Annotated in this window: 15 protein-coding genes; 10 read left to right on the plus strand and 5 right to left on the minus strand. The window is 69.4% G+C overall.

Translation table 11 applies throughout. The features are described from left to right. Positions 1-343: 343 nt before the first annotated feature. The 5 genes from ACIRJT_RS37085 to ACIRJT_RS37105 all read left to right on the plus strand — a co-directional run bounded on the left by ACIRJT_RS37085 (position 344) and on the right by ACIRJT_RS37105 (position 5,012). Positions 344-895, plus strand: coding sequence for an EF-hand domain-containing protein (locus ACIRJT_RS37085; protein WP_403918540.1), 552 nt, complete (start codon positions 344-346; stop codon positions 893-895). A 147-nt stretch (positions 896-1,042) separates the two neighbouring features. Next, positions 1,043-1,354, plus strand: a complete 312-nt coding sequence (locus ACIRJT_RS37090) for a hypothetical protein (protein WP_403918543.1) — start codon at positions 1,043-1,045, stop codon at positions 1,352-1,354. A gap of 551 nt (positions 1,355-1,905) precedes the next feature. Beyond that, complete coding sequence (locus ACIRJT_RS37095; protein WP_403918546.1) at positions 1,906-2,475, plus strand: DUF6875 domain-containing protein; 570 nt, start codon at positions 1,906-1,908, stop codon at positions 2,473-2,475. Positions 2,476-3,038: 563 nt separating this feature from the next. Then, complete coding sequence (locus ACIRJT_RS37100; RefSeq protein WP_403918548.1) at positions 3,039-3,743, plus strand: tectonin domain-containing protein; 705 nt, start codon at positions 3,039-3,041, stop codon at positions 3,741-3,743. 579 nt (positions 3,744-4,322) lie between these two features. Continuing rightward, the gene (locus ACIRJT_RS37105; protein ID WP_403918551.1) at positions 4,323-5,012 is read left to right on the plus strand and encodes a hypothetical protein; all 690 of its coding nucleotides are present in this window, start codon (positions 4,323-4,325) and stop codon (positions 5,010-5,012) included. Between the two features lie 447 nt (positions 5,013-5,459). Here ACIRJT_RS37105 and ACIRJT_RS37110 read toward each other — a convergent pair whose 3' ends face one another. Continuing rightward, entirely contained in the window at positions 5,460-6,953 is a 1,494-nt protein-coding gene (locus ACIRJT_RS37110; protein WP_403918553.1) for a sensor histidine kinase, read from the minus strand. Continuing rightward, positions 6,940-7,620 carry a response regulator transcription factor gene (locus ACIRJT_RS37115; protein ID WP_403918555.1) on the minus strand — a complete coding sequence of 227 codons (681 nt, stop codon included), beginning with the start codon at positions 7,618-7,620 and terminating at the stop codon, positions 6,940-6,942. The genes ACIRJT_RS37110 and ACIRJT_RS37115 overlap by 14 nt, the downstream gene beginning before the upstream one ends. Positions 7,621-7,743: 123 nt before the next feature. On the opposite strand from ACIRJT_RS37115, the gene ACIRJT_RS37120 reads away from it, so the two are divergent. Next, a complete protein-coding gene (locus ACIRJT_RS37120) occupies positions 7,744-9,354 on the plus strand; it encodes a hypothetical protein (protein ID WP_403918557.1) in 1,611 nt (536 codons plus the stop codon). Between the two features lie 485 nt (positions 9,355-9,839). Here ACIRJT_RS37120 and ACIRJT_RS37125 read toward each other — a convergent pair whose 3' ends face one another. Together ACIRJT_RS37125 and ACIRJT_RS37130 are read right to left on the minus strand one after the other, a co-directional pair. Continuing rightward, positions 9,840-10,580: a hypothetical protein gene (locus ACIRJT_RS37125; RefSeq protein ID WP_403918559.1), complete on the minus strand. Its 741-nt coding sequence runs from the start codon at positions 10,578-10,580 to the stop codon at positions 9,840-9,842. A gap of 672 nt (positions 10,581-11,252) precedes the next feature. Next, positions 11,253-11,414: a hypothetical protein gene (locus ACIRJT_RS37130; RefSeq protein WP_403918560.1), complete on the minus strand. Its 162-nt coding sequence runs from the start codon at positions 11,412-11,414 to the stop codon at positions 11,253-11,255. Positions 11,415-12,155: 741 nt separating this feature from the next. On the opposite strand from ACIRJT_RS37130, the gene ACIRJT_RS37135 reads away from it, so the two are divergent. From ACIRJT_RS37135 to ACIRJT_RS37150, 4 genes are all read left to right on the plus strand, one after another. Next, a complete protein-coding gene (locus ACIRJT_RS37135; RefSeq protein ID WP_403918562.1) occupies positions 12,156-12,635 on the plus strand; it encodes a hypothetical protein in 480 nt (159 codons plus the stop codon). Beyond that, positions 12,635-14,083: a mobilization protein gene (locus tag ACIRJT_RS37140; RefSeq protein WP_403918564.1), complete on the plus strand. Its 1,449-nt coding sequence runs from the start codon at positions 12,635-12,637 to the stop codon at positions 14,081-14,083. The genes ACIRJT_RS37135 and ACIRJT_RS37140 overlap by 1 nt, the downstream gene beginning before the upstream one ends. A gap of 23 nt (positions 14,084-14,106) precedes the next feature. Beyond that, entirely contained in the window at positions 14,107-15,561 is a 1,455-nt protein-coding gene (locus tag ACIRJT_RS37145; protein ID WP_403918566.1) for a hypothetical protein, read from the plus strand. Positions 15,562-15,648: 87 nt separating this feature from the next. Next, positions 15,649-15,999, plus strand: a complete 351-nt coding sequence (locus ACIRJT_RS37150) for a hypothetical protein (protein ID WP_403918569.1) — start codon at positions 15,649-15,651, stop codon at positions 15,997-15,999. Between the two features lie 2,557 nt (positions 16,000-18,556). On the opposite strand, the gene ACIRJT_RS37155 is transcribed toward ACIRJT_RS37150, so the two are convergent. Beyond that, on the minus strand, positions 18,557-18,859 hold the full coding sequence (locus ACIRJT_RS37155; RefSeq protein WP_403918572.1) for a hypothetical protein: 303 nt from the start codon (positions 18,857-18,859) through the stop codon (positions 18,557-18,559). Between the last annotated feature and the right edge of the window lie 790 nt (positions 18,860-19,649).

Here is a 19,649-nt window from a genome sequence, read left to right on the forward strand (position 1 = left end):
CTGGTCCCTCGTGGATAAGGGAGGGAGGCAGGCTCAAAGGAGTCTTCCTGCCACACCCTTGTTCCCCATCCCCACGTGGAGCAACACCGGGCCCGACGCCGTGGGGGTACGGGAACCCAGCAGAAGGCTTGGAACTTCCCCTGAGTCCCGGGATGGGCGTCCTGCCCGGGAGGGGGCGCGTGGTGGACTGCGAATCGTCCGCCGGCCACGACGGTGTATGCCACCGCCGCCGGGGGCGGTGCGTCTAAAAGGGTGACCTGGGGCCCGTCTGTGCCATGCAGCGGTGCCTGGCACGTGACGATGATCTTTTCGCCGGTTCGACACTTCGCAGAGGATCACCATCATGGGCACCGCCGCACCCGACGTCATCGCCACGAAGGTGGGCCGTTCTTTCGCCGCCCTGGACAGCGACCGTGACGGTCACCTCGACTGGTCGGACTACCAGCGGCTCGCCGACCGGTACCTCGACGCCTACCACCTCACCCCGGATGACCGCCGGGCCCGCGCCCTGCACGCCTTCTTCCGGTCCTACTGGCTGGAGCTGCTACGGCACGCGGATGTGCAGGGGGACCGGCTGAGCAGGGACCAGTACGTCGCCGCTGTCCGTCGGGCGAGCGCCGACAGGAGCCGGCTCAACGTGGCTGACGGGCTGGGGCATGTGCTCTTCGACGTGATCGACGTCAATGGCGACAACGAGATCAGCAGGGAGGAGTACACCCGCTTCCTGACCGACGTGTGGTCCCTTGAAGAAGCCGACGCCCTGCAGGCCTTCAGGACTCTGGACACCAGCGGCGACGACACGGTCTCCCGCCCCGAATTCCTCCAGGCGATCCGCCAGTATTTCCTGCTGAACGACCCGGACGCGCCGGGCAGCCTCTTCTTCGGACCCGCCTGAGAACCGGGCGGCCCAGGAGCAGGCTCAGAAGCCAGGAGCGTGGAGTGCTGCCCATGGCAGCACCGCCGCTATCCACCGGGAAGCGGTTCGCCGTGTGATCTGCAGCGACCGGAACGCTCCGTCGGGAGCATGAGGAAATGAGGGCAGATGAAGAAGATCGCGATGCTGATGAGCGTGGTGACGCTCGCGGGTGGTCTGGTGTGTGTCTCAAGCGGCGCAGCGCAGGCGGCTCCCGGCAACTGCACCACCTGGACATCGGGCAGCAACCAGCGCTTCGCACACGGCCACTGCGCCACCGGCACGGGTGAGTACCGGGTGAAGGGCCGTTGCGACCACCGGTGGAGCCCCGACCCGTATCTGACCACAGCGTGGGTGCGCGTCGGCCAGACCACTACCGGCGACTGCCGGGACCTCGGATCCGACCACAGGGCACACAGCCTGAGGCTCGAATTCCGCTAAGGGCACCGCAGCGCGTTCTCCGCTGAGCCGCACTCAACTCAGCTCGCAGCAGGGTTCGTGCTCCGGCGGCTTGGCTGAGGCGCAGCTCCGTGGGGCGCTGGGTGGCGAACCCCATGAGCCCGGACTGCGCCCCGATCGGCCGAGGCGAATGACCGTGACTCGCGATCGGCACGGCACGTCCAAGACCGCCGCTTGCCGGCGGACGCTGCGGGACTGGTGCCTGACGGCTACCGGGTTTCTGGAGGTGATCGCGCGTCCGCTGCCTACTCTGCCAGGCGGCGCGGTGGTCCTGTGGTGCCGGGCGGTTTCCGGCTCCGTGGTCTCGTGTCCTGCAGGAGGGACTCGTGCGTCGTCTCATTGCCACTGCTGTTCTGCCCGGTGCCGCTCTCGCGGCTCCACTCGCCCTCGCCGCCCGGGCCCAGGGGCCGGGCCGGCCCCGAAACAGCCCGCTAAGGCGAGCCTCGCGATGGCCGCATCGGGCGTACCGGTCCGGTCGTTGGGCGCGGGCGGTGCTCGTCCGGGGGTGCCGGGGAAGGGCTGGGGGTGTGCCGGTGGTGGAAGCGGTCGAGGAAGCAGTCGGTTGGTTCGAGACCTATCTCTGCCGCCCGCACGAGGGTGTGGGGCGGCCCGGGGCGGTGTGCCCGTTCATGGTCCCGGCTCTGCGCGCCGACGGTGTACGGGTGCAGGCGTTCCCCGGCGGTGCGGGCCTGGACGGTCTGCTGTCCATGGTCGACGCCATGGTGGAGGTCCTGCGGGGCGGTGGCTGGCCGACGTTCAACCGCGCTCTGCACGCCGTGGTCGCCGCCCTGCCCGACCTTCCGCACGCCGACACTGTGAGTTCGGCAACCCTCACCGCCACCCTGCCCCCGGGCGCGACCGCGACGAACCTGTCCGCCGGATGCACCACCACCCCCGGCACCGTCACCTGCGCCTACGGTCCCATCGCCAACGGAACCGCCGTGAACAGGACCTTCCGGGTCCCGCTCTCGCTCCTGTCCCTGGGCCCCGTCCAGGTCACCGCCACCCGCACCGCCTCCTCACCCACCGACCCCAACACAGCCGACGACACCGGATCTGCGACCTGCACCGTCCTCTTTATCCTCCTGGCCACCTGCCCCTGACCAGCAGGCCACACGACTCGCAACGCCCCGAACAGCGAGCATGACCAAGTGACCGCACGGCCCTTAAGCGGGATGCGGCCACTCCTCGCGCAGGACAACGCAGGGTTCACAGTGCCCGTCGTGCGGCTGGGATGCTTCCGGCCGCACCACAGCGTCGTGACTGCCCAGGGCCCGGCTCGACCATGCATCCACTCTGTTCCCGGGATGAGGGGCGCACCGGCATGCGCGCAGCCAGCCACGTCGCACCGGATGGCGGCCCCGGTGGCAGTGACCCGTTCACGCGCTGCGTTCGGCGGTCTCTGCGAAGCCGGACCGTCCGACCGTAGGCCCGTCCGAGAGAGACACACGGGCTGGTGCTTTTGTCGATCACCCGGAAGAAGGACAGGCATTTCCGTCGAAAGATCTGCCGACGATATGCTTTTCTCCCGTGCGCCGCAGGTCGACGCGGGTTCAAACATCGATTTACCGGCTTGTTTGCTACGAAGGCAAGCGCTCCTACGTCTTATTGCCTTATCCGACCGCTCAGGATGACCGCACCAACGGTTCGAGGGAAGGTGTTCGGCATGGCGGATTGGGTGAAGGTCGCGGGTGGCCTCTCGGCTATTTCGGCGGGGTCCAGGACGACGGTGTGGGGTGTGAACGCGGCGAGCGCGATCTACCGCTACACGAACTACGACGCCAACCCCTGGCTCAACATCCCCGGAGGGCTGAGCGACATCGGCGCGGGCGCCGACGGCACGGTGTGGGGCGTCAACGGCGGTAACCAGATCTTCCGGTACGCCGGAGACCAGGGTGCCTCCAACCCGTGGACCCACATCAACGGCAGCCTCGTCCGCATCGACGCCGGCTCCCGGACGAACGTATGGGGCGTCGACTCCGCCGACGCCATCTACCGGTACACGAACCACGACGCCAACCCCTGGATCAAGATCCCCGGGGCGCTGAGCGACATCGGTGCCGGGGCCGACGGCACGGTGTGGGGCGTCAACAGCGGCTCCCAGATCTTCCGGTACACCGGGGACCAGGACAGCGCGAATCCGTGGAAAAACATCACCGGCGGCCTCAGCCGCATCGCGGTGGGCTCCCGGACCAACGTGTGGGGCGTCAACGCGGCCGGAGCCATCTACCGGTACACCAACAACGACGCCAGCCCGTGGATCAACATTCCCGGCACCGCCACCGACATCGCCGCCGGCGCGGACGGCACCGCCTGGCACGTCAACAAGAACGGCGACATCTACCGCTACACCGGCGACCAGCCGAACTGACCCCACCGCTCGCCAGCCTGTGTGGGTCCCGGCCGGGAAAGGTCCGGGACCTCCACGTCGCTACCGGCCAAGCGACCTCACTCTTTTAGTTCCACTCGGGACGAGACAGCGGCTCGGTCACAGGTCCGCTCACGATCGTGGTCACAGTCGGCGGAAAGCGTGACCCAGGGAAAAGCAGCCCAACACGCGTTCTTCCTCACCGCGCCGGATCGGGAGCTCGGGGGGAGCTCCCGGGAGGCGCGTGTTGTGCACGCCCGAGGCAGCCCCGACGGCATGAGCGGGACAGGGGTGTGCGGCAGAACCCCGGATTTGATCTTGCCGCAGTCGGTTCAAAAGGCGCCGCATAGGAGCAAGAGGGCGTGCGCCCGTGTGAATCAGGGAGTGCAGGCCGCTGTTTCTCTGCTCCCGCAGGCGAACCAAACGAATGGGGCGGTGGTGTCGGGCCTGCCGGTCGAACGGCTACTTGACGTCCGATGGTCGGTTGTTGTGATCAGTTGAGATCTTGGTCTGCTGGTGGGCCCTTCAGGTGATGTGGCGGTAACGGGGTGTCGTGAACGGCGCGGAAGCGTTGGTGCCTGCGTGGATTCACGTGAACTTTGGGAACGTAACGCGCTGTTGGCCGAGGCGTTCTGCAGTACGGATGACAGGGTGCGTGAAGCGCAGGCGGTAATGGACGAAGCGCTGGCCAGGCGCACGAGAGTGCTGGCTGCCTTGGCCGTGACGGTCGGCAGTGACGTGGCTGTGGCCGGTTTGATGGGGCTGAATGAGCGCGAGGTACGTGTTGCGCGCCGTACGGTTGGCAAGGAGGACGCCCGTACCGTCGCTGACCAGTTGCTCAGCCCTCCCCCCGAGGCGTCCCTCCAGGTGGCTGCGCCCATCCCTGATTTCGGAAAGCAACCAGGCATGGAAGCCGTTGGCGCCTCTGTTCCCCATCCGCGCCCGGAAGCCGTTCTTCCAGTCCCTTTGCTTGTCGCGGAGAATGCTGCTCCGGATGCGGCGGTCAGCTGGACGGCCGGGATGGACTCCGTGTTGCAGTGGAGTTGGCAGTCAGGCCTGGATCTGCAGGCTGTTGCCGAAGAGCTCGGCCTGCACTCCCAGGATCTGCTCGTACGAGCACAGATCCTTGCGGGAGAAGGGCGACTGGCACCGCAGGCCCCGGCAGACGACATCAGCAGGTCCGGCCGCCACCGGCGGCACAACTCCACGCAGTACACCCCCGTCCCCGACAGCCCGGAATCCCTGTATCACTCGCCAAGCCTCCGTGCGTGAACCACCAGCACGGGCGCTGGAAACCCGTGCAATCGCGCCGGGGATTCTCACCAACGATCCTTGTCAGAGCAAGATCGACAACGCGTCCGACGCAGACCGCACGATCATCCCGCGGCAGGTTTCTTCTCCGCCATGGTGGAGCACGCCCGGCAGCGCGAGGGACTGGCGTGGAGTACCTGGCCGCAGACGCCGCTGACACGGCCGCCGGAGACCTGCCGGACATTGCCGGTTCGTTCGACGTCCCGGCCTGGGTGCCCTGGTCCGGTCCCAAGGTGTCCTAGATCCCGGAGCAGACGCCTGAGATGGCTTGTTGCCTTGCGGACGGTACACCGCGTCGGCCGGGCTGACCCGATCTTGGTGGATAACGAACAAGCTGAGAGCACGCAACACGATCATGATCGGCCTTCTTGAGGCGTCTCCAGCGGGTCAGGGTGCAGGCGAGGTGCGTCATTCCTTGGCCGGAGGCGGTGCGTGGGGAAGGCGCAGTCGGAAGCATGCGCCCCTGTCCGAGGGGACGAGTACGAGGGTGCCTCGGTGGTGGTGGGCGAGTTCGCGTGCGATGGGGAGGCCCAGGCCAGTGCCCCCGCGGTCGCGGGAGCGGGCGTCGTCGAGCCGGACGAAGCGTTCGAAGACGCGTTCGGCGTTCTCGGCGGGTACGCCCAGCCCGTCGTCGTGGACGGACAGGATGATCTGCTGGTCCTGGCTTTGCACGGTGACCTTTACTCGGCTCGCGGCGTGGCGGGTGGCGTTGTCGACGAGGTTCCGCAGCAGTCGCTCGTAGTCGTCGGGCCTGCCGTGCACGTAAGCGGGTCCGGTGGTGTCCGTGGTGAACGTCACCGGGCGGTCGGGAGGCTGTTCCTGCCGTTCGGCCAGCTGGGAGACGAGAGCCGCCAGGTCGATCGGCCCGCGGTCGGCCGTCGGCGCCCGGGCGTCGAGGCGGGCGAGGAGCAGCAGGTCCTCGGCGAGGGCCTGCAGCCGTCTGGTCTGCCGTGCGGCGGTAGTGACCGCAGTGGGCCAGTCGGTGCGTTCCGGGTAGGCGAGGGCTACTTCCAGGCTGGTCAGCAGGGTGGTGAGCGGGCTGCGCAGTTCGTGTGCCGCGTCCGCGATGAAGCGTCGCTGCTGGGCTGCGGCGTCGTCGAGGCGTTGCAGGGTGCTGTTGATGGTGGTGGCCAGGGCGGTGATCTCGTGTCCTGTAGCGGGAACGGAGACACGTTCGCGGGGGTCACCCGGGGTCACGGAGGCGGTGGCGACGCGAATCGCTTCGACCGGTCGCAGAGCGATGCGCACGGTGAAATAGGTGACGGCCGAGATCAGCACCAGGCTCACGAGTCCGGCTCGCAGCAGCAGGGAATTCACGCTGTCGGTGATCGCATTGGTCGTGTGTGGGAGCACCACCATATGGACTCGCAGCGTGGCGTCCGGGGAGACGCCCAGGTTCGCGGCCCCGGTACTGCTGAGTTCACCGGCCCAGATGTCGGTGGACAGGACTGCGTAGGTGCCACCGCCCATGTCGAACCTGCCCGCGGGCTCGGTCCGGCGCTCTGGAATGCGGACGGTGCGCTGCTCGTAGTACCAGCCCGAATCGGTAACGAGTGGCTCGGAGAGCCGGGGCGGGGCGGGCAGAACATGGGGGGAGGCCGGGGCGAAGACGTCCATTCCTCCGCCGGAGGCGACGGCTGTGCTGCGGCCAGTTGCGACGACTTCGTATGGTATGGCGCTTCTGCGGCTGGGAATCTTGCCCTCACGCAGTTGGTCGGCGAGTGCGAGGAGAGGGGCTTCAGTCTGGTCCAGGGCGATCTGGGTGCTCTGGCGGTGGACGTCGCGGTGCAGCCACCAGCCGATGGCGACCAGGATGGCGGCGGCGGTCGAGGCGACGGCCAGGGCGGTGCGGGTCCGCACGGCGCGGGGCCACCAGCGGCGCCGTGGCTCAGCCGTGTTCACGGTCGTCCACCAGGCGGTAGCCGATGCCTCGCACGGTCTGCAGGGACTGCCGGCTGAACGCCGCGTCCACCTTCTTGCGCAGCACGCTGACGCGCGACTCCACCAGATTCGGGTCCAAGGCGTCATCGGGCCACGCGTGATACAGCAGATCCGCCTTGGAAACGGCCTGCCCCGCCCGGCGGGCCAGCAGTTCCAGCACCGAGAACTCCCTGGGAGTGAGGTCCACCCGCGCTCCGGCCCGGCGGCAGATGCGCGCGGCGACGTCCAGCGAGAGGTCGCCCACGGCGAGGACGGGTGGGGCGACGGCGGCGGCTCGCCTGACCAGGGCCCGCAGCCGTGCGACCAGCACGAGGTACGAGAAGGGCTTGGCCAGGTAGTCATCGGCACCCGTGTCCAGAGCCTCCGCCTGATCCCACTCACCGTCCTTCGCGGTGAGCACCAGGATCGGAGTCGCGTCGCCCTCGCTTCGCAACTGGGCGCAGACCTTGTAGCCGTTGAGGCCGGGCAACATCAAGTCCAGGACGACCACGGCGTACTCACCGGTCCTGGCCATCCACAGCCCCTGCCGGCCGTCATAGGCCAGGTCGACGCTGTAGCCCTCGGCGGTCAGACCGGTGTGCAAGGTCCGGGCGAGGTCCACCTCGTCTTCGACCACCAGGATGCGCATGCCGTGCAGCCTCGCACAGCATCCGCAAAGTTCCTGATCGGCCGGTCAGGTTGGGTCAGCAACCGGTCACCTGGGGCCTGGCACAGTGGCGGCTCCTCCCGCCGCCGAAAGGTCCCGCCGCCGATGTCCATCGACGTACGCGCTCCCGCCGCCACCGGGTCGGATCCGGCTCCGCCGCCCTGCGCACACCGGCCCTCCGCGCGGCTCAAGGCCCTGGCCGCCGTCTTACCCGCCTCGCTCGCCTTGGTCATGGGGCTGTGGGGCATCCGCAGACAGAACACCATGTGGGGGGACGAGGCCGTCACCTACCAGCTCGCGCAACGCGAGCCGTCCCAGATATGGCACACAGTCCAGCACGTCGACCTGGTCCACGCCCTGCACTACGCCGTGATGCACGTGATCTTCGATCTCTTCGGTGCCGGGCTGCTGTCCTTGCGACTGCCGTCCGTGCTGGCCATGGCCGCCGCGGCGAGCGGAGTGGGACTTCTCGGACTGCGCCTGGCGGGACCCCGCGCTGGGCTCCTGGCCGGGCTGGTGTTCGCGCTGCTGCCCCAGGTACAGAAATACGCGCAGGAGGGCCGGTCTTACGCCCTGGTCTGCGCACTGATCGCCTGGGCCTCGTGCGCGTTGGTGGCCAACGTTTCGCGGCGTGGCCGATGGCGCTGGGCAGCGTACGGCCTCACCATGCTGCTGGCATGCCTGCTCCACGAGTTCGCGGTGCTCGCCTTGGCCGCGCACGGTGTGACGCTGATCGTCTCCCGCACCCCGAAACGAGTGCTGAGGGCATGGGGCGTCACCGCCGCAGGGGTGGTGATCGGGCTGTTGCCGCTCGTCGTCGTCAGTGCGGGGCAGTCGGAGCAGGTGTCCTGGATCGGCGGCCCGGTACGTCCCTACCCCCTACTCGTCGCGGTGGTGGTGGGGATCCTTTGCGCGCGTGCCCCGCTGCGGAGCAGGGGGCCCGTCAGCGCCGCCGCGCTGGCCGTGCCGATCCTCGTTCTCCCGGGTGCACTACTGCTGACCGCCTCTCTGATCAAGCCGATCTTCGTCGACCGCTACGTACTTTTCAGCGACATCGGGATCGCCGTGCTGCTGGGTGTCTGGCTGGACCATGTCTGCCGACTACCGCGATACATCCCGACCGTGTCCATCGCGGCGGTCGCGGCCCTGGCCGCGCTCGTTCCGTCGAGCCTTTCACTCAGAACTCCACAGAGCCGGAGCAATGACGCCACCGCCATCGGCGCCGCTGTGCTGGAGCAAGGCCGCCCTGGGGACGGGCTGGTCTACCTCGCCGGCCGACACAGAATCCTGGCCGCGACCTACCCCGGGGACACTCTCCACCTAACAGATCTCGCGCTGGCGCAGGGCCCCGTTGAGTCGAATACGCTCGCCGGTGTCGAGCTTCCCGCCCGCGATATCGCGGCACGCATGATGCAGTTCCACCGGATCGTCACGGTCCGCGTGGCGCGCGCAGGCTCTCTCTCCGATCCACAGGAGAAGGCGAAAACAGACACCTTGCGGCACCATTTCCGCGAGTACGCAACAACGCGGGTCAACGGAGCGCGTATCACTGTCTACGTCCGAGACCACGGCCCGACCCCAAAGGCCAGCACTCCGGTGCAACACCCATGGTGGAAGCCCGTGACACGGTCTTGTCGAGATGCCCTGAGCGGGCGTGAGCAATGTGATGAGTGGGCCTTTACCGCGTCCGCTGCACGCTCGCCACGAAGCTGGTGAACGAGCTGGTCGAGGCCGCCGAACAAAAGTGGATACTCGACCGTGGATCGCGGACGACGAGTTGTGGGCGTTGATCGAGCCGACGCTCCTTCCGGACGCATCTGCAGCGTCCTGAACAGCGATTTTGCACGACTTCATCACCGCTACCCAGATAACTGCGGGCGTTCGACTTGCGCAGTAGTCCTAGACGCTGCGCGCTACCCCGCAGCCCTCACCGGCAACACCCAGTACGCCGAACCGCGCGGATGACGAGCCCGGGTCAGACCGCCCTCTACCGCATCAACCTGCGGTTCTCCTGGAGAACCCCGAGCCGGCACAGCCGCCACGCCCCCCAGAGGGAAGGCCGAGACGGCCGGGCAAAGCCGGGCGGTGGGAGCACGCCGTCAGGGGCCCAGCTGTCGGGACACTGCCGGGTGTGGTGGTCGGGCCGGCGAGGAGTGGCCGCCGGTCCGATGGTTCGATCATGCCTTGGCAGGGTGCCCGTGTCAGCCGGACCGGTTGTCGCCGGTGGGGACGACTCGGAGGTCTTTGCCGTCCCGGCCGGAGAGGGTGCGGCGGTGGATGTCCTTTCCGTCCCACCAGGTGATGGTGGCCTTCCAGCGGGTGTCGTAGCGCTCGGTGCGCCCGATGAGGAAGAGCGAGTAGAAATCGCCTTCGTCGACGGTGTGGGGCAGGCTCACGGACTGGCCCTGGTCCGCTTCGAGCTGACGGGCTGCCTTCTGCTGAGGGCTCCGCAGGAGATACGCGGCGGGAACCGGCTGGTTCAGCGGGAGGGTGTCCAGATCCACGGCGAGATAGGAGGGTTCATCGGGTCCGGCTCCGCATCCGAGCGGGCCCGTGACAGTGCCCGGTGCGGCCTTCTCCCGGCGCGTCACCGTGACCGAGATGTCGCGGACTTCGACCGACGAGCCGGTGTCGCCGTGCACGGTCACGGCAGCCTCCAGCATCCCGGCGTGAACGGCTCGCCCTCCCCGTGCCCACTGCACGAGCTGATCAGTAGTCGCCCGGTCCACCTGGCTGCTGGCCGAGGCATCACTGCTGGGGACGTACCAGCGGTTCAGGCACGCCTGCTCGTTCGGCTCGACGAGCAGCGTCGCGGAGTCCGCGGGAAAGACTTTCTGCCAGGCGGAGACGACTGCCGGCGAGGCAAGACCGATCGCGGTGACCACCAGGGCCCACAGCGCGATCTTGTCGGTCGTCGACGTGCCCCGGTACCGTCGGCGCACCCGCTGAAGGCGAGAGTCCGGCGGCGCGGCGGGGACCGGAGGTGCCGGAGGAACCGGTGGCACTGGAACCGTTGGCGGGGCAGGCGTTCCCTCGGGTATTGGAGGCCGCTGCGAGGTGCCGTCGCCATTGCGCTGCGAGTCTGCCGAACTGCCCAAAACAGTGCCCCCTCGTATAACCATCGTCGAAGCGCGATCTCAGCAGAACAGCAGGGATCGGGCACCGCAACATAGCAACAGGCCGACGCATGCTGTTCGGATTACAGCAGCACTGCCGTAGCCGCGGTGGACATACGGCGCGATGCGCCACTGCACCGGATCCCCCGATGTTCCGGAGCTGAGTGGCGGCCTCTGCGGAGTGCCGGCCGTGGCAGCCTCAACGGCGGTGCAGGGCGCGACGGCGGGTCGTGGTTCGCTGGCCCGTCGCGTACCTGGCAGAGGCGTCCGGTCGTTGTCCGTCACGAGGCCCGTTTCGGGGCGTCCCGGTGCGCGCCGCCGCCCCGTGGCCGAGCTGTTGTGCGCCAGGTGCCTCGGTGGTCCCGCAGCTATGTGGCGCGGTTCAACAGGGCCCCCGAGACTGCCGTCATGCGGACAGGTTCGCACCGTCAGCCCGGCGTCATCGAGGACGCTGCCGGACTCGTCGTCACCGACGTCGGTGACGTACTTCCTGGCCGTCTACTTGTGCTCCCAGGAGGGCTTGTCGAACGGGTGCGTGCCGCAGCCGTGCGCACGCACGGGGCGATGCGCCGGCACGCCCGGATCAGCCGTCCGCGCGGTCAGGACCGAGGCCAGTGTCCACACGTTCAGTCCGGTGTCGGCCACGAGGGAGAGGGGCACGCGTGCACCCTGTTGCGTCGCCCCGTGCCGGTGCTTCTGAGTTGTCTGACCGGGCTGTCCGGAGCGCCTGCGGCGGCAGTCTCAACGGCGGTGCGGGACGCGACGGCGGGTCGAGGTCTGGGCGCCCGCCGCGTGCCTGGCAGAGGCGTCCGGTCGTTGTCCGTCACGAGGCCCGTTTCGGGGCTCCCGGTGCGCGCCGCCGACCCGGTCGCCGAGCGGGTCGTGCCCCATGTGGGCCGGTGGCCCCGCAGCTGCGTGGCGGGGGTTCAACCAGTGGGCGGGCGTCGCTTCGTTGTGGGTGTGTGGGGTGGTGCGGGGGTGGGTGTGGTGCGGGGGTGGTGCGGGTGTGTCCCCCCCCCCCCGGGCGGGGGGGGGGGGGGGGGGGGGGGGGGGGGGGGGGGGGGGGGGGGGGGGGGGGGGGGGGGGGGGGGGGGGGGGGGTGGCCCCCCCCCCCCCCCCCCCCCCCCCCCCCCGGGGGGGGGTGTCTCTTCCGGGGGGTGGTGTGGCGGCCCGGGTCGCGGCGGCGGCGGTGGTGGTGGTGGGGTGGCTGTCCGGCGGGTGCGCTGGTGGTGCGGCGGCGGTGGTGTTCCCGGACCCGGAAGTGCCTGCCAGCGGGAATGCGTGAACCATTTTTTTCACGCATTAGAAAGGGGGAGCCAGTTAGTGCGTAATGGGGGCAATAGCCGCCATCCCGGGAAAGTCCGGGCGGTCACAAGAACCAAAAACGAAAGGACAATCCTGATGACCGTCGACACGACCGGGAACCCGAGCGGCCAGCGACGTGAACGCCAGACCGGCCACCGCCGGAAGCACCGCTTCTACGTCTCCTTCGACGACGCCGAACTGGAGGTCGTCCGTACCGCCGCCGGCCGCGAACAGATGGCCCCCGCCGCGTGGGCGGGACGCCAGCTGATGGCGGTCGCGCAGCACACCCTGATCCCCGTCTCCGCCGATACCGGCGACGTGCTGCGCGAGCTGATCCGCTCCCGGGCCCACCTCCAGGAAACCCTGACCGCCCTCCGCGCGCTGACCACCCCCACGGCGCCGTTCCCGGTCGACCTCGGCACACCCGCCGACCGCCCTTGTGCCGCCCTGCCGAACGCCGCCGCGCCTGTGCTGCCCGAGAAGGTCCGGGTGGTGGTGGAGGCGGCGTTGAGCGCGGTCCGCAGGGTGGATGAGGCGACGGTCCAGGTGATGCGGGAGAGGCGCCCACGGTCGTGATGCCGAAGAAGGGGGAGCAGGGCGCGGACACCGCGGGTCTCCTCGCCTACCTCTTCGGCCCCGGGGACCGGGACGAGCACACCGACCCCCACCTCGTCGCCGCGTGGGACCCCGCTCTGCCGTGCCCCGCGCGCACCCCCGGCCGCATGACCCTGTCCGCTCTCGGACTGCTGCTCGACGCTCCGGTCGACGCCCTGCGCGGACCGAAGCCGGCCGAGCACGTGTGGCACGCCTCGGTCCGTAACGCCCCCACCGACCGCACCCTCACCGACGAGGAGTGGGCGAGGGTCGCTGCCGAGATGGTGGCCGTCGCCGGGATCGCCCCCCACGATGATGAACACGCCTGCCGGTGGGTGGCGGTGCGTCACGCACCCGACCACATCCACCTCGTTGCGACCCTCGCCCGCAGAGACGGCCGCGGCCCCCGCATCCGCGGCGACATCCACCGCATGCACACCGCCGCCCGTAACTTCGAGACCGCGTGGGGCCTGGAGCCGATGTCACCGCTCGACGAAACCGCGCGCCGCGCACCGGCCACCGGCGAGAAGGAGAAAGCCACCCGCCGCGGCCTTGAGGAGACAGCCCGCGCATCCCTCCAGCGCGCGGTCCGGGAAGCCGCCGCCCTCGCCACCGACGACACCGATTTCCTCAACCGGCTCCGCGACGCCGGCCTCCGCGTCCGCGAACACCACGACGCGACCACCGGCACCATCGACGGGTACGCGGTCGCGCTCCCCGGCGACCGCGCCGACCACGGCTCACGCCCCGTCTGGTTCTCCGGCCGGACCCTCGCCTACGACCTCTCCCTGCCCCGCATCCGCGAACGCTACGAACCCACCCTCACCCCCGCCGACATCACCCGCGCACACACCCGCATCCGCGAAGCAGCAGCCCTCCTCGCCCGCGCCGGCCGCACGCAGGGCGCGGGCGACGTCGCCGCCCTCGGCGACCTCCTCACCGTCACCGCCACCGTCTCCCCGGCCACCGTCCGCGACAAGGTCCGCGCCGCGGCCACCCGGTTCGAGCAGGCCTCCCGAGCCCCCGGCGCCCGCACCCTCGACACCACCGCCCGCACCCACTTCAAAGCCGCCACCCGCGCCCTGGAACACGCACCCAGAACAGCCCGCGGCGGCGGCGCACCCGCCGTCCTCAACCTCCTGCTCGCCCTCACCGAAGCCGTCGAAGCAGCGGCCGCCTGGCACCGCGCACAACACCACCGCGCCCAGACAACAGCCGCCGCCCAAGCCGCCGTCCTGCTCCGCGAAGCCGCCGACCTCACCACCACCGGCGCCCGCACCACGACACCCCGCCCGGCACCCCGGACCTCCCCGCGCACCGTACGGGTGACACCCGCCCCGGAGCGTGGCCCCGCCCCGCCCCCGCCCGTTACCGGAGTACCGCCCCGGCACGCCAACGGGCCGGGCCCGCACCCGGGGCGTTCGCGCTGACCGTACGAAGGAGACCCGCCACCATGACCACCCCCGCACCTGCTCAGCTGCCGGGTGAGCCGTTCTCCGAGGCCCTGTCCGAGGCGGCGCAGGCCGCGGCGATGTCCATCCGGCTGATCCTCACGATCGCGGACGCGGTCCGCCGCGCCTCCCAGAAACACCACCACGGCAAGGAACAGGAACTCGACCAGGACCTCGGGCAGGTCGCGGAGTCCTGGTGGTCCGCCGACGAACTCGGCAAGCACCTCCCCGCCCCCCTCCTCGACCACCTCACCGCCAGCGAGGACTGGCCGGTGACGGCCCGCCAGCTCATCTCCCTCAGCCACGCCGGCGTCGACCTCACGACGTTCCTCCCGAACCTCGGCACCATGGCCTCCGGCGTCGAGCGGGCCGTCGCGAAGAACATCTTCCGCACGAAGGCGGAGGACACCGACCGCTGGGCCAACCTCCTGCGCACGACCATCCCCGAAGGCCTCGTCCGGGACGCGATCCTCGCCTCCCCGGCCTGGCCCGACATCGCCGCCCACATGGGCCGCCTCCACGACCAGGGCGTCGACGTCGCCCGCATCCTCAACCACGCCCACGCCGCAGGCCTCGGCGTCGACCAGGCCATCGCCGCCGCCGCCACCCCGACACCGGCCACCAACCCCGCCCCGCCCTCCGCCGCCGCTCCCGCTCCAGGTCCGGCTGCTCCCGTTCCCACTGCGGCTCCACCCGCTCCCGCCGCTCCTGCTCCAGCCGCCGCGCCCGCTCCTGCTCCGGCCCCTGCTGCGCCGGCCGCCACCACACCGCAGCCCGCCGCGCCCGCAGCTCCCGCTCCGGCCGCCGCGCCGACTCCGCCCGCGTCCGCGCGCACACCCGCCCCGGTTCCGCCCGCCGCTCCTGCTCCGGCCGCCCCGCCGCCCGCTCCCGCCACGGCGCAGAAGCCCGACCCCCGGGCCGCCCCCGCGGTGAGCGCCGACGCGAAGAACCTCTGGGGCCCGCTGACCGAAGGCCTGGACATCCCCCGCGACCTCGACCTCGGCGACCGGGCCCGCGCCCTTAACCAGCTCGGCGTCACCCCCGCTGCTCACCGCCTTCTGGTGACCCGGGTCAACGAGACCCTCCCCCAACAGGAGGCGGCATTCCTGGTGAGCTCCCGTCAGTGGCCCGTCCTCGCCCACCGCATGCACCACATGGACCAGCAGAACCTGCCCTTCGCCGAACACCTCGCCCGCATCGCACCCGACACCGCCACCTGGCGCACCGGCCCGCCCTCCGACATCACCCCCCGCCTCCTCCTCGCCACCCACCACGCCCTCACCACACCACTCGACCAACCCCTGCCCACCGGCCCCCGCGTCTCCACCACCGCAGCCCGCTCCCGCTCCACCACCCCGGACACGGCCGCACCCAAGCAGCCCGCACCCACCGAACCCGCCGCACCCGCACACCGCCGGAACACCGCCCCCGCACCCCGCCAGGGACGCGGACGATAACCCCCGGCCGGCCCCGCCCGGGCCCAACGACCGCACTTATGCGGCTTGTTGTGGCATGGCGACCGTGATCCGGGAGACGATGCCCCTGTGATCAACCGGGAACTCTCCTCACGCCTGGCAGCCGGACACGGCCGCCGTGTCACCCACCTCGCCGAAGCAGCCGCACGCTGGGGCGGACACGTACCCGACGACCCCGGCATCACCGAACTCGCCGACCTCCTCGAAACCGCCGCCACCAACACCCCCGACCACCCCGGCACCCCCGGGCACACCACAAGGACCCTCCTGGCCGGTGCCGTCGAAAACCTCCGGGCAGCCGCCCGACTCGGCGGCCTCCTCCCCGCAGTCACCCTCTGGCACTTGCAGCGCGCCATAGACCAGGAACACACCGCCCACCAACAGACCGTCCCCGCACAACGACAGGAACACGACCGGTAGACCCCGGCCGTTCGGGATCCCACCCGCACGCCAGTACGATGCACTTCCGCGCCCAATTCGGCTACCGGGCCCCGTCGGCACCACCGACGAAATGCGCCTGCGCCTCCTCACCCTCCACCTCCCCCGGAGTACGCGACGAGGCTGTTCGACGCTCAGGCCGGGACCAACGGCGAGAACCCCAACGAGGTCCTGGCCGAAGCCGCCCAGACTCTCTACTTCCAGACCGACAGCCAGACCGGCGGCGCCCGCGCCCAGGACCTCGAAGTCGAAATCACCAACATCGACTACATCGCCGCCCGCTACTGACCTACCACCAACCACGAAACAAAGGAGGGCGGGTCCCCGGCAGTTGCGATGCCGGGGACCCGCCCTTCGTTCGCACATCACGAACAGCTAGCGGGGACTGCGTGAGGAATTCAAGTCTGGCCTTCCCCATAGAAGCAATCCTTCTTGGAAGAACCTTTCACCTTGCATACCTTGATCCCGACCGTTACTTCTTCCTTAAGGTTCCCCCCTTTCCACGATGTGCAATATTTCGCACGGTGGCCTTCAGTGCTGGCTGTGCGAACGACCTTACCCTTGTAATACAGCCACGCCTTGATACCCCACCCATCGGACCTGATATCGCAGGCCCTGAGGGAATCACCGGGAGCCAGACGGACAGGGTCCGCCATGAACGTGCCCCACCCGTCCGCCGAGCACCAATTGCAAAGCTTCGTGTACACCACCTTGCTGGCACTGGCCTGCACGGGCGACGCGGTCATAGCCACCACTCCGACCGCAGCCCCCGCACCCACCAACACACGCGTGAATTTCCGCAAGATCGCTCCTGTCTCGTAGAACCTGCCTCCGACCATCACAGAGACATGCAGAAACCGTCAACAGAAATCTACCGACAACCAGCCAATCCCAGCCAATGGGCAATCTGAAACCAGCAACCCCATTCACTGACGCTCCAGAAACTCCCCACGCGCAAATGCTGTACTTCCAGACCAACAATCAGACCGGCGGCGCACGCACCCAGGACCTCGAAGCCGAGATCACCAACATCGACTACACAGCCGCCCGCTACTAGCCGGCAGCACACCAAAAAAAGGGGCTGGTTCCCGGCATCGCAACTGCCGGGAACCAGCCCCTTTCACGCAACCACTCACCCGCCCCCACCACAAGCACCACCCCCCTCCCGGTCCGTGATCACACCCGACCGGGCACCTGATGCAGGGTTACCCCGCCCCGCCAGCCGGAGCCGCCCGAACCCCGGAGGCACGGCTCCCACCCCGGCGGGAGCGGAGAGCCGCACAGCCCTGGTGCCGGTGGCAGCACAGCACCTGCACCAGGGCCGTTCACCCACCGACAGGGCTCAGGACGTCCCCCTCACGCGGCCACGTGGCCTGGACGGCGTACTGTTTCGCCCCGTCCAGCTCGGGCAGCAGGAGACGTACTCGTAGGAGTGGGCCGGTCACCGCGGACCGGGTCGCGTGGCTCTCGGTACGAGCCGCGCTCCAGTCCCCGCCGACCACGTTCTTCTGCACCGCCCCGGGGCCGGGCCGGTCCTCCTGGCGGCCGGGACCGGGCCGAGCTGACGACGAAGCCCTGTACCGGCGAAGCAATGCTGAATCTGCGGTGCCATCCAGGGACCGGCGATCGGCGGGTATTTCTCCGTACGCCTGCACGGTGCTCGAAATCTTAGAGGGGCGCATGGTGATTTTATTCTTTGAGCCGTATTGCGCTTCGCCGCCCTCTGAATAAGCTCGCTCTTGCGTGTGGTTACTCCAATAGGCGGTCAGGGGATGCTTACGAATGAGCGGGAAAATAAGTGGCCATTGCGGTCCTGTTCTGAACCGGCTGAATGGCTGCTCGCTCTCCGCTCCCGTTTCAGTCGCCCGTCGCTTCTCAAGGCGGGGCGAATTCCACCCGGCGCACGCACGGGTGCGAAGAATCTCAGGAGGCGGCATGGCCGCAGCGTCCACTTCCCCAGAAGCACCACTACCCGCGCAGAGCGCACCCGAGGGCCCTCGCGCCGCGGTTCTCGACGGCCACGACGCGACATGCGGCCCGCCACCCTGCGAGAACGGTCCTCCAGGACCCCAGGGCCCTCCAGGACCCCAGGGCCCTGGAGGACGCACAGGCTGCACGGGCCCCGCTGGGCCTGCTGGGCCTGCCGGTCCCGCAGGGATGACCGGACCCGAAGGTCAGGCCGGCCCGCAGGGGCCGCGCGGCGCCGAAGGGGTCGCGGGCCCAGGCGGTGCGAGCGGCCCGCCCGGCCCCGAGGGCCCCGCTGGGACCAAGGGCTCCGAAGGCCAGCCCGGCAGGGACGGCAGGGACGGTAAACCGGGCATCCACGGGCTGCCCGGAGCCGACGGCCGGGAAGGACCGGCCGGGCCTCGGGGGCCCCAGGGACCCAGGGGCGACGTGGGCCCCGAAGGCGCCGCAGGACCCCGCGGCCGCCGCGGCCCCAATGGCGAACCCGGTGACCCGCCCAGTCCGGAGTACCTGAAACAACTCATCAGGGAGGCACTCGCCGAATCCGGATTGTGTGCCCCCAACTGACCCTTCCCTATCCGCCAACTGATCGACCGCAGCCGATCGAGACCGGCGACGTGTGCTCCCCGCCCTGCGGGGATGGTCCTTCCCGCTCCAGGGCCCGGGTCGGCGGGACCTTGTACTCCCCGCGCCCTACGGGGGTGGTGTTCATCCGGCGAGTGCGGCCCCCTGCGGCGGTGACCAGGTCGTCCGCCGTGGCGATCGCCCGTTCTCGCGCCTCCTGGACCGCTGTCGTGCTGTCGGCGGCCCGCATGTCGTGCGCGGCCTGTACGGCGTGCTGCGCCGTGTCGGCCAGCTCGGGCAGCAGGAGACGCACTCGAAGGAGTGGACCGGTCACCGCGGACCGGGTCGCGTGACTCTCCGCACGGGCCGCGCCCCAGTCCCCGCCGGCCAACCGGATTTCCTCCCGGACGACCATTGCCCGCCGGTGATCCGCCAACGCAGCCGATAAAGCCACTACCGCATCCAGACCCGCCGTACGGCGCTCAGAAATTTCCCCAGCGGCACGCTGCGCCCGTTGAGTGAAATACTGGAGAACGCCCGTAACGAACGATCCGGCAAGCGTCCCGAGAACCACGATCACAGAAATCAACATATGAATTCCCTTCGTCGATGTGAGTTCATCCTCCCCGGAAAGAGACCTCACTGACCGTGTTTCACGTTGCCTATTCAAGTCGGCATCATGCAGACCCTTTCAGACCCGGGCGGGGGTGGCGCAGATTCCCAATCTCTACACGGGCTCAAAGTGTGATGCAGAAACTGAGGTTCGCTGCGGACGGGGGTGGGGGAGATTCCCAATGTGTACACGGGTGCCGGTGGTGATGCAGGGTCAGGGTCCGGCCCGGCCGCCCCAACCGCCCCCTCCTGTAACCAGCCCCCGCGCAGCGGGCCTCTCCTGCAGGCGGAGCCGGAAGGAGCACCACCCGACGACCCGTCACCACCGGTCCCGGAGCGGAGCGCAGGGACCCGCCCAACCTCCCACCCGCCTTTTGAATTCCGGAGGAATTCATAAACAATCCCGGAGGGATTGTTTAAAAGCCCGTAGGGCTTTATCGTCTTTACGACCCGTAGGGTCGTGCGTCGTTCCCCCGGAGGGGGACGCGCGC

Source organism: Streptomyces sp. NPDC102283 (assembly GCF_044766265.1).
Taxonomy (GTDB): domain Bacteria; phylum Actinomycetota; class Actinomycetes; order Streptomycetales; family Streptomycetaceae; genus Streptomyces.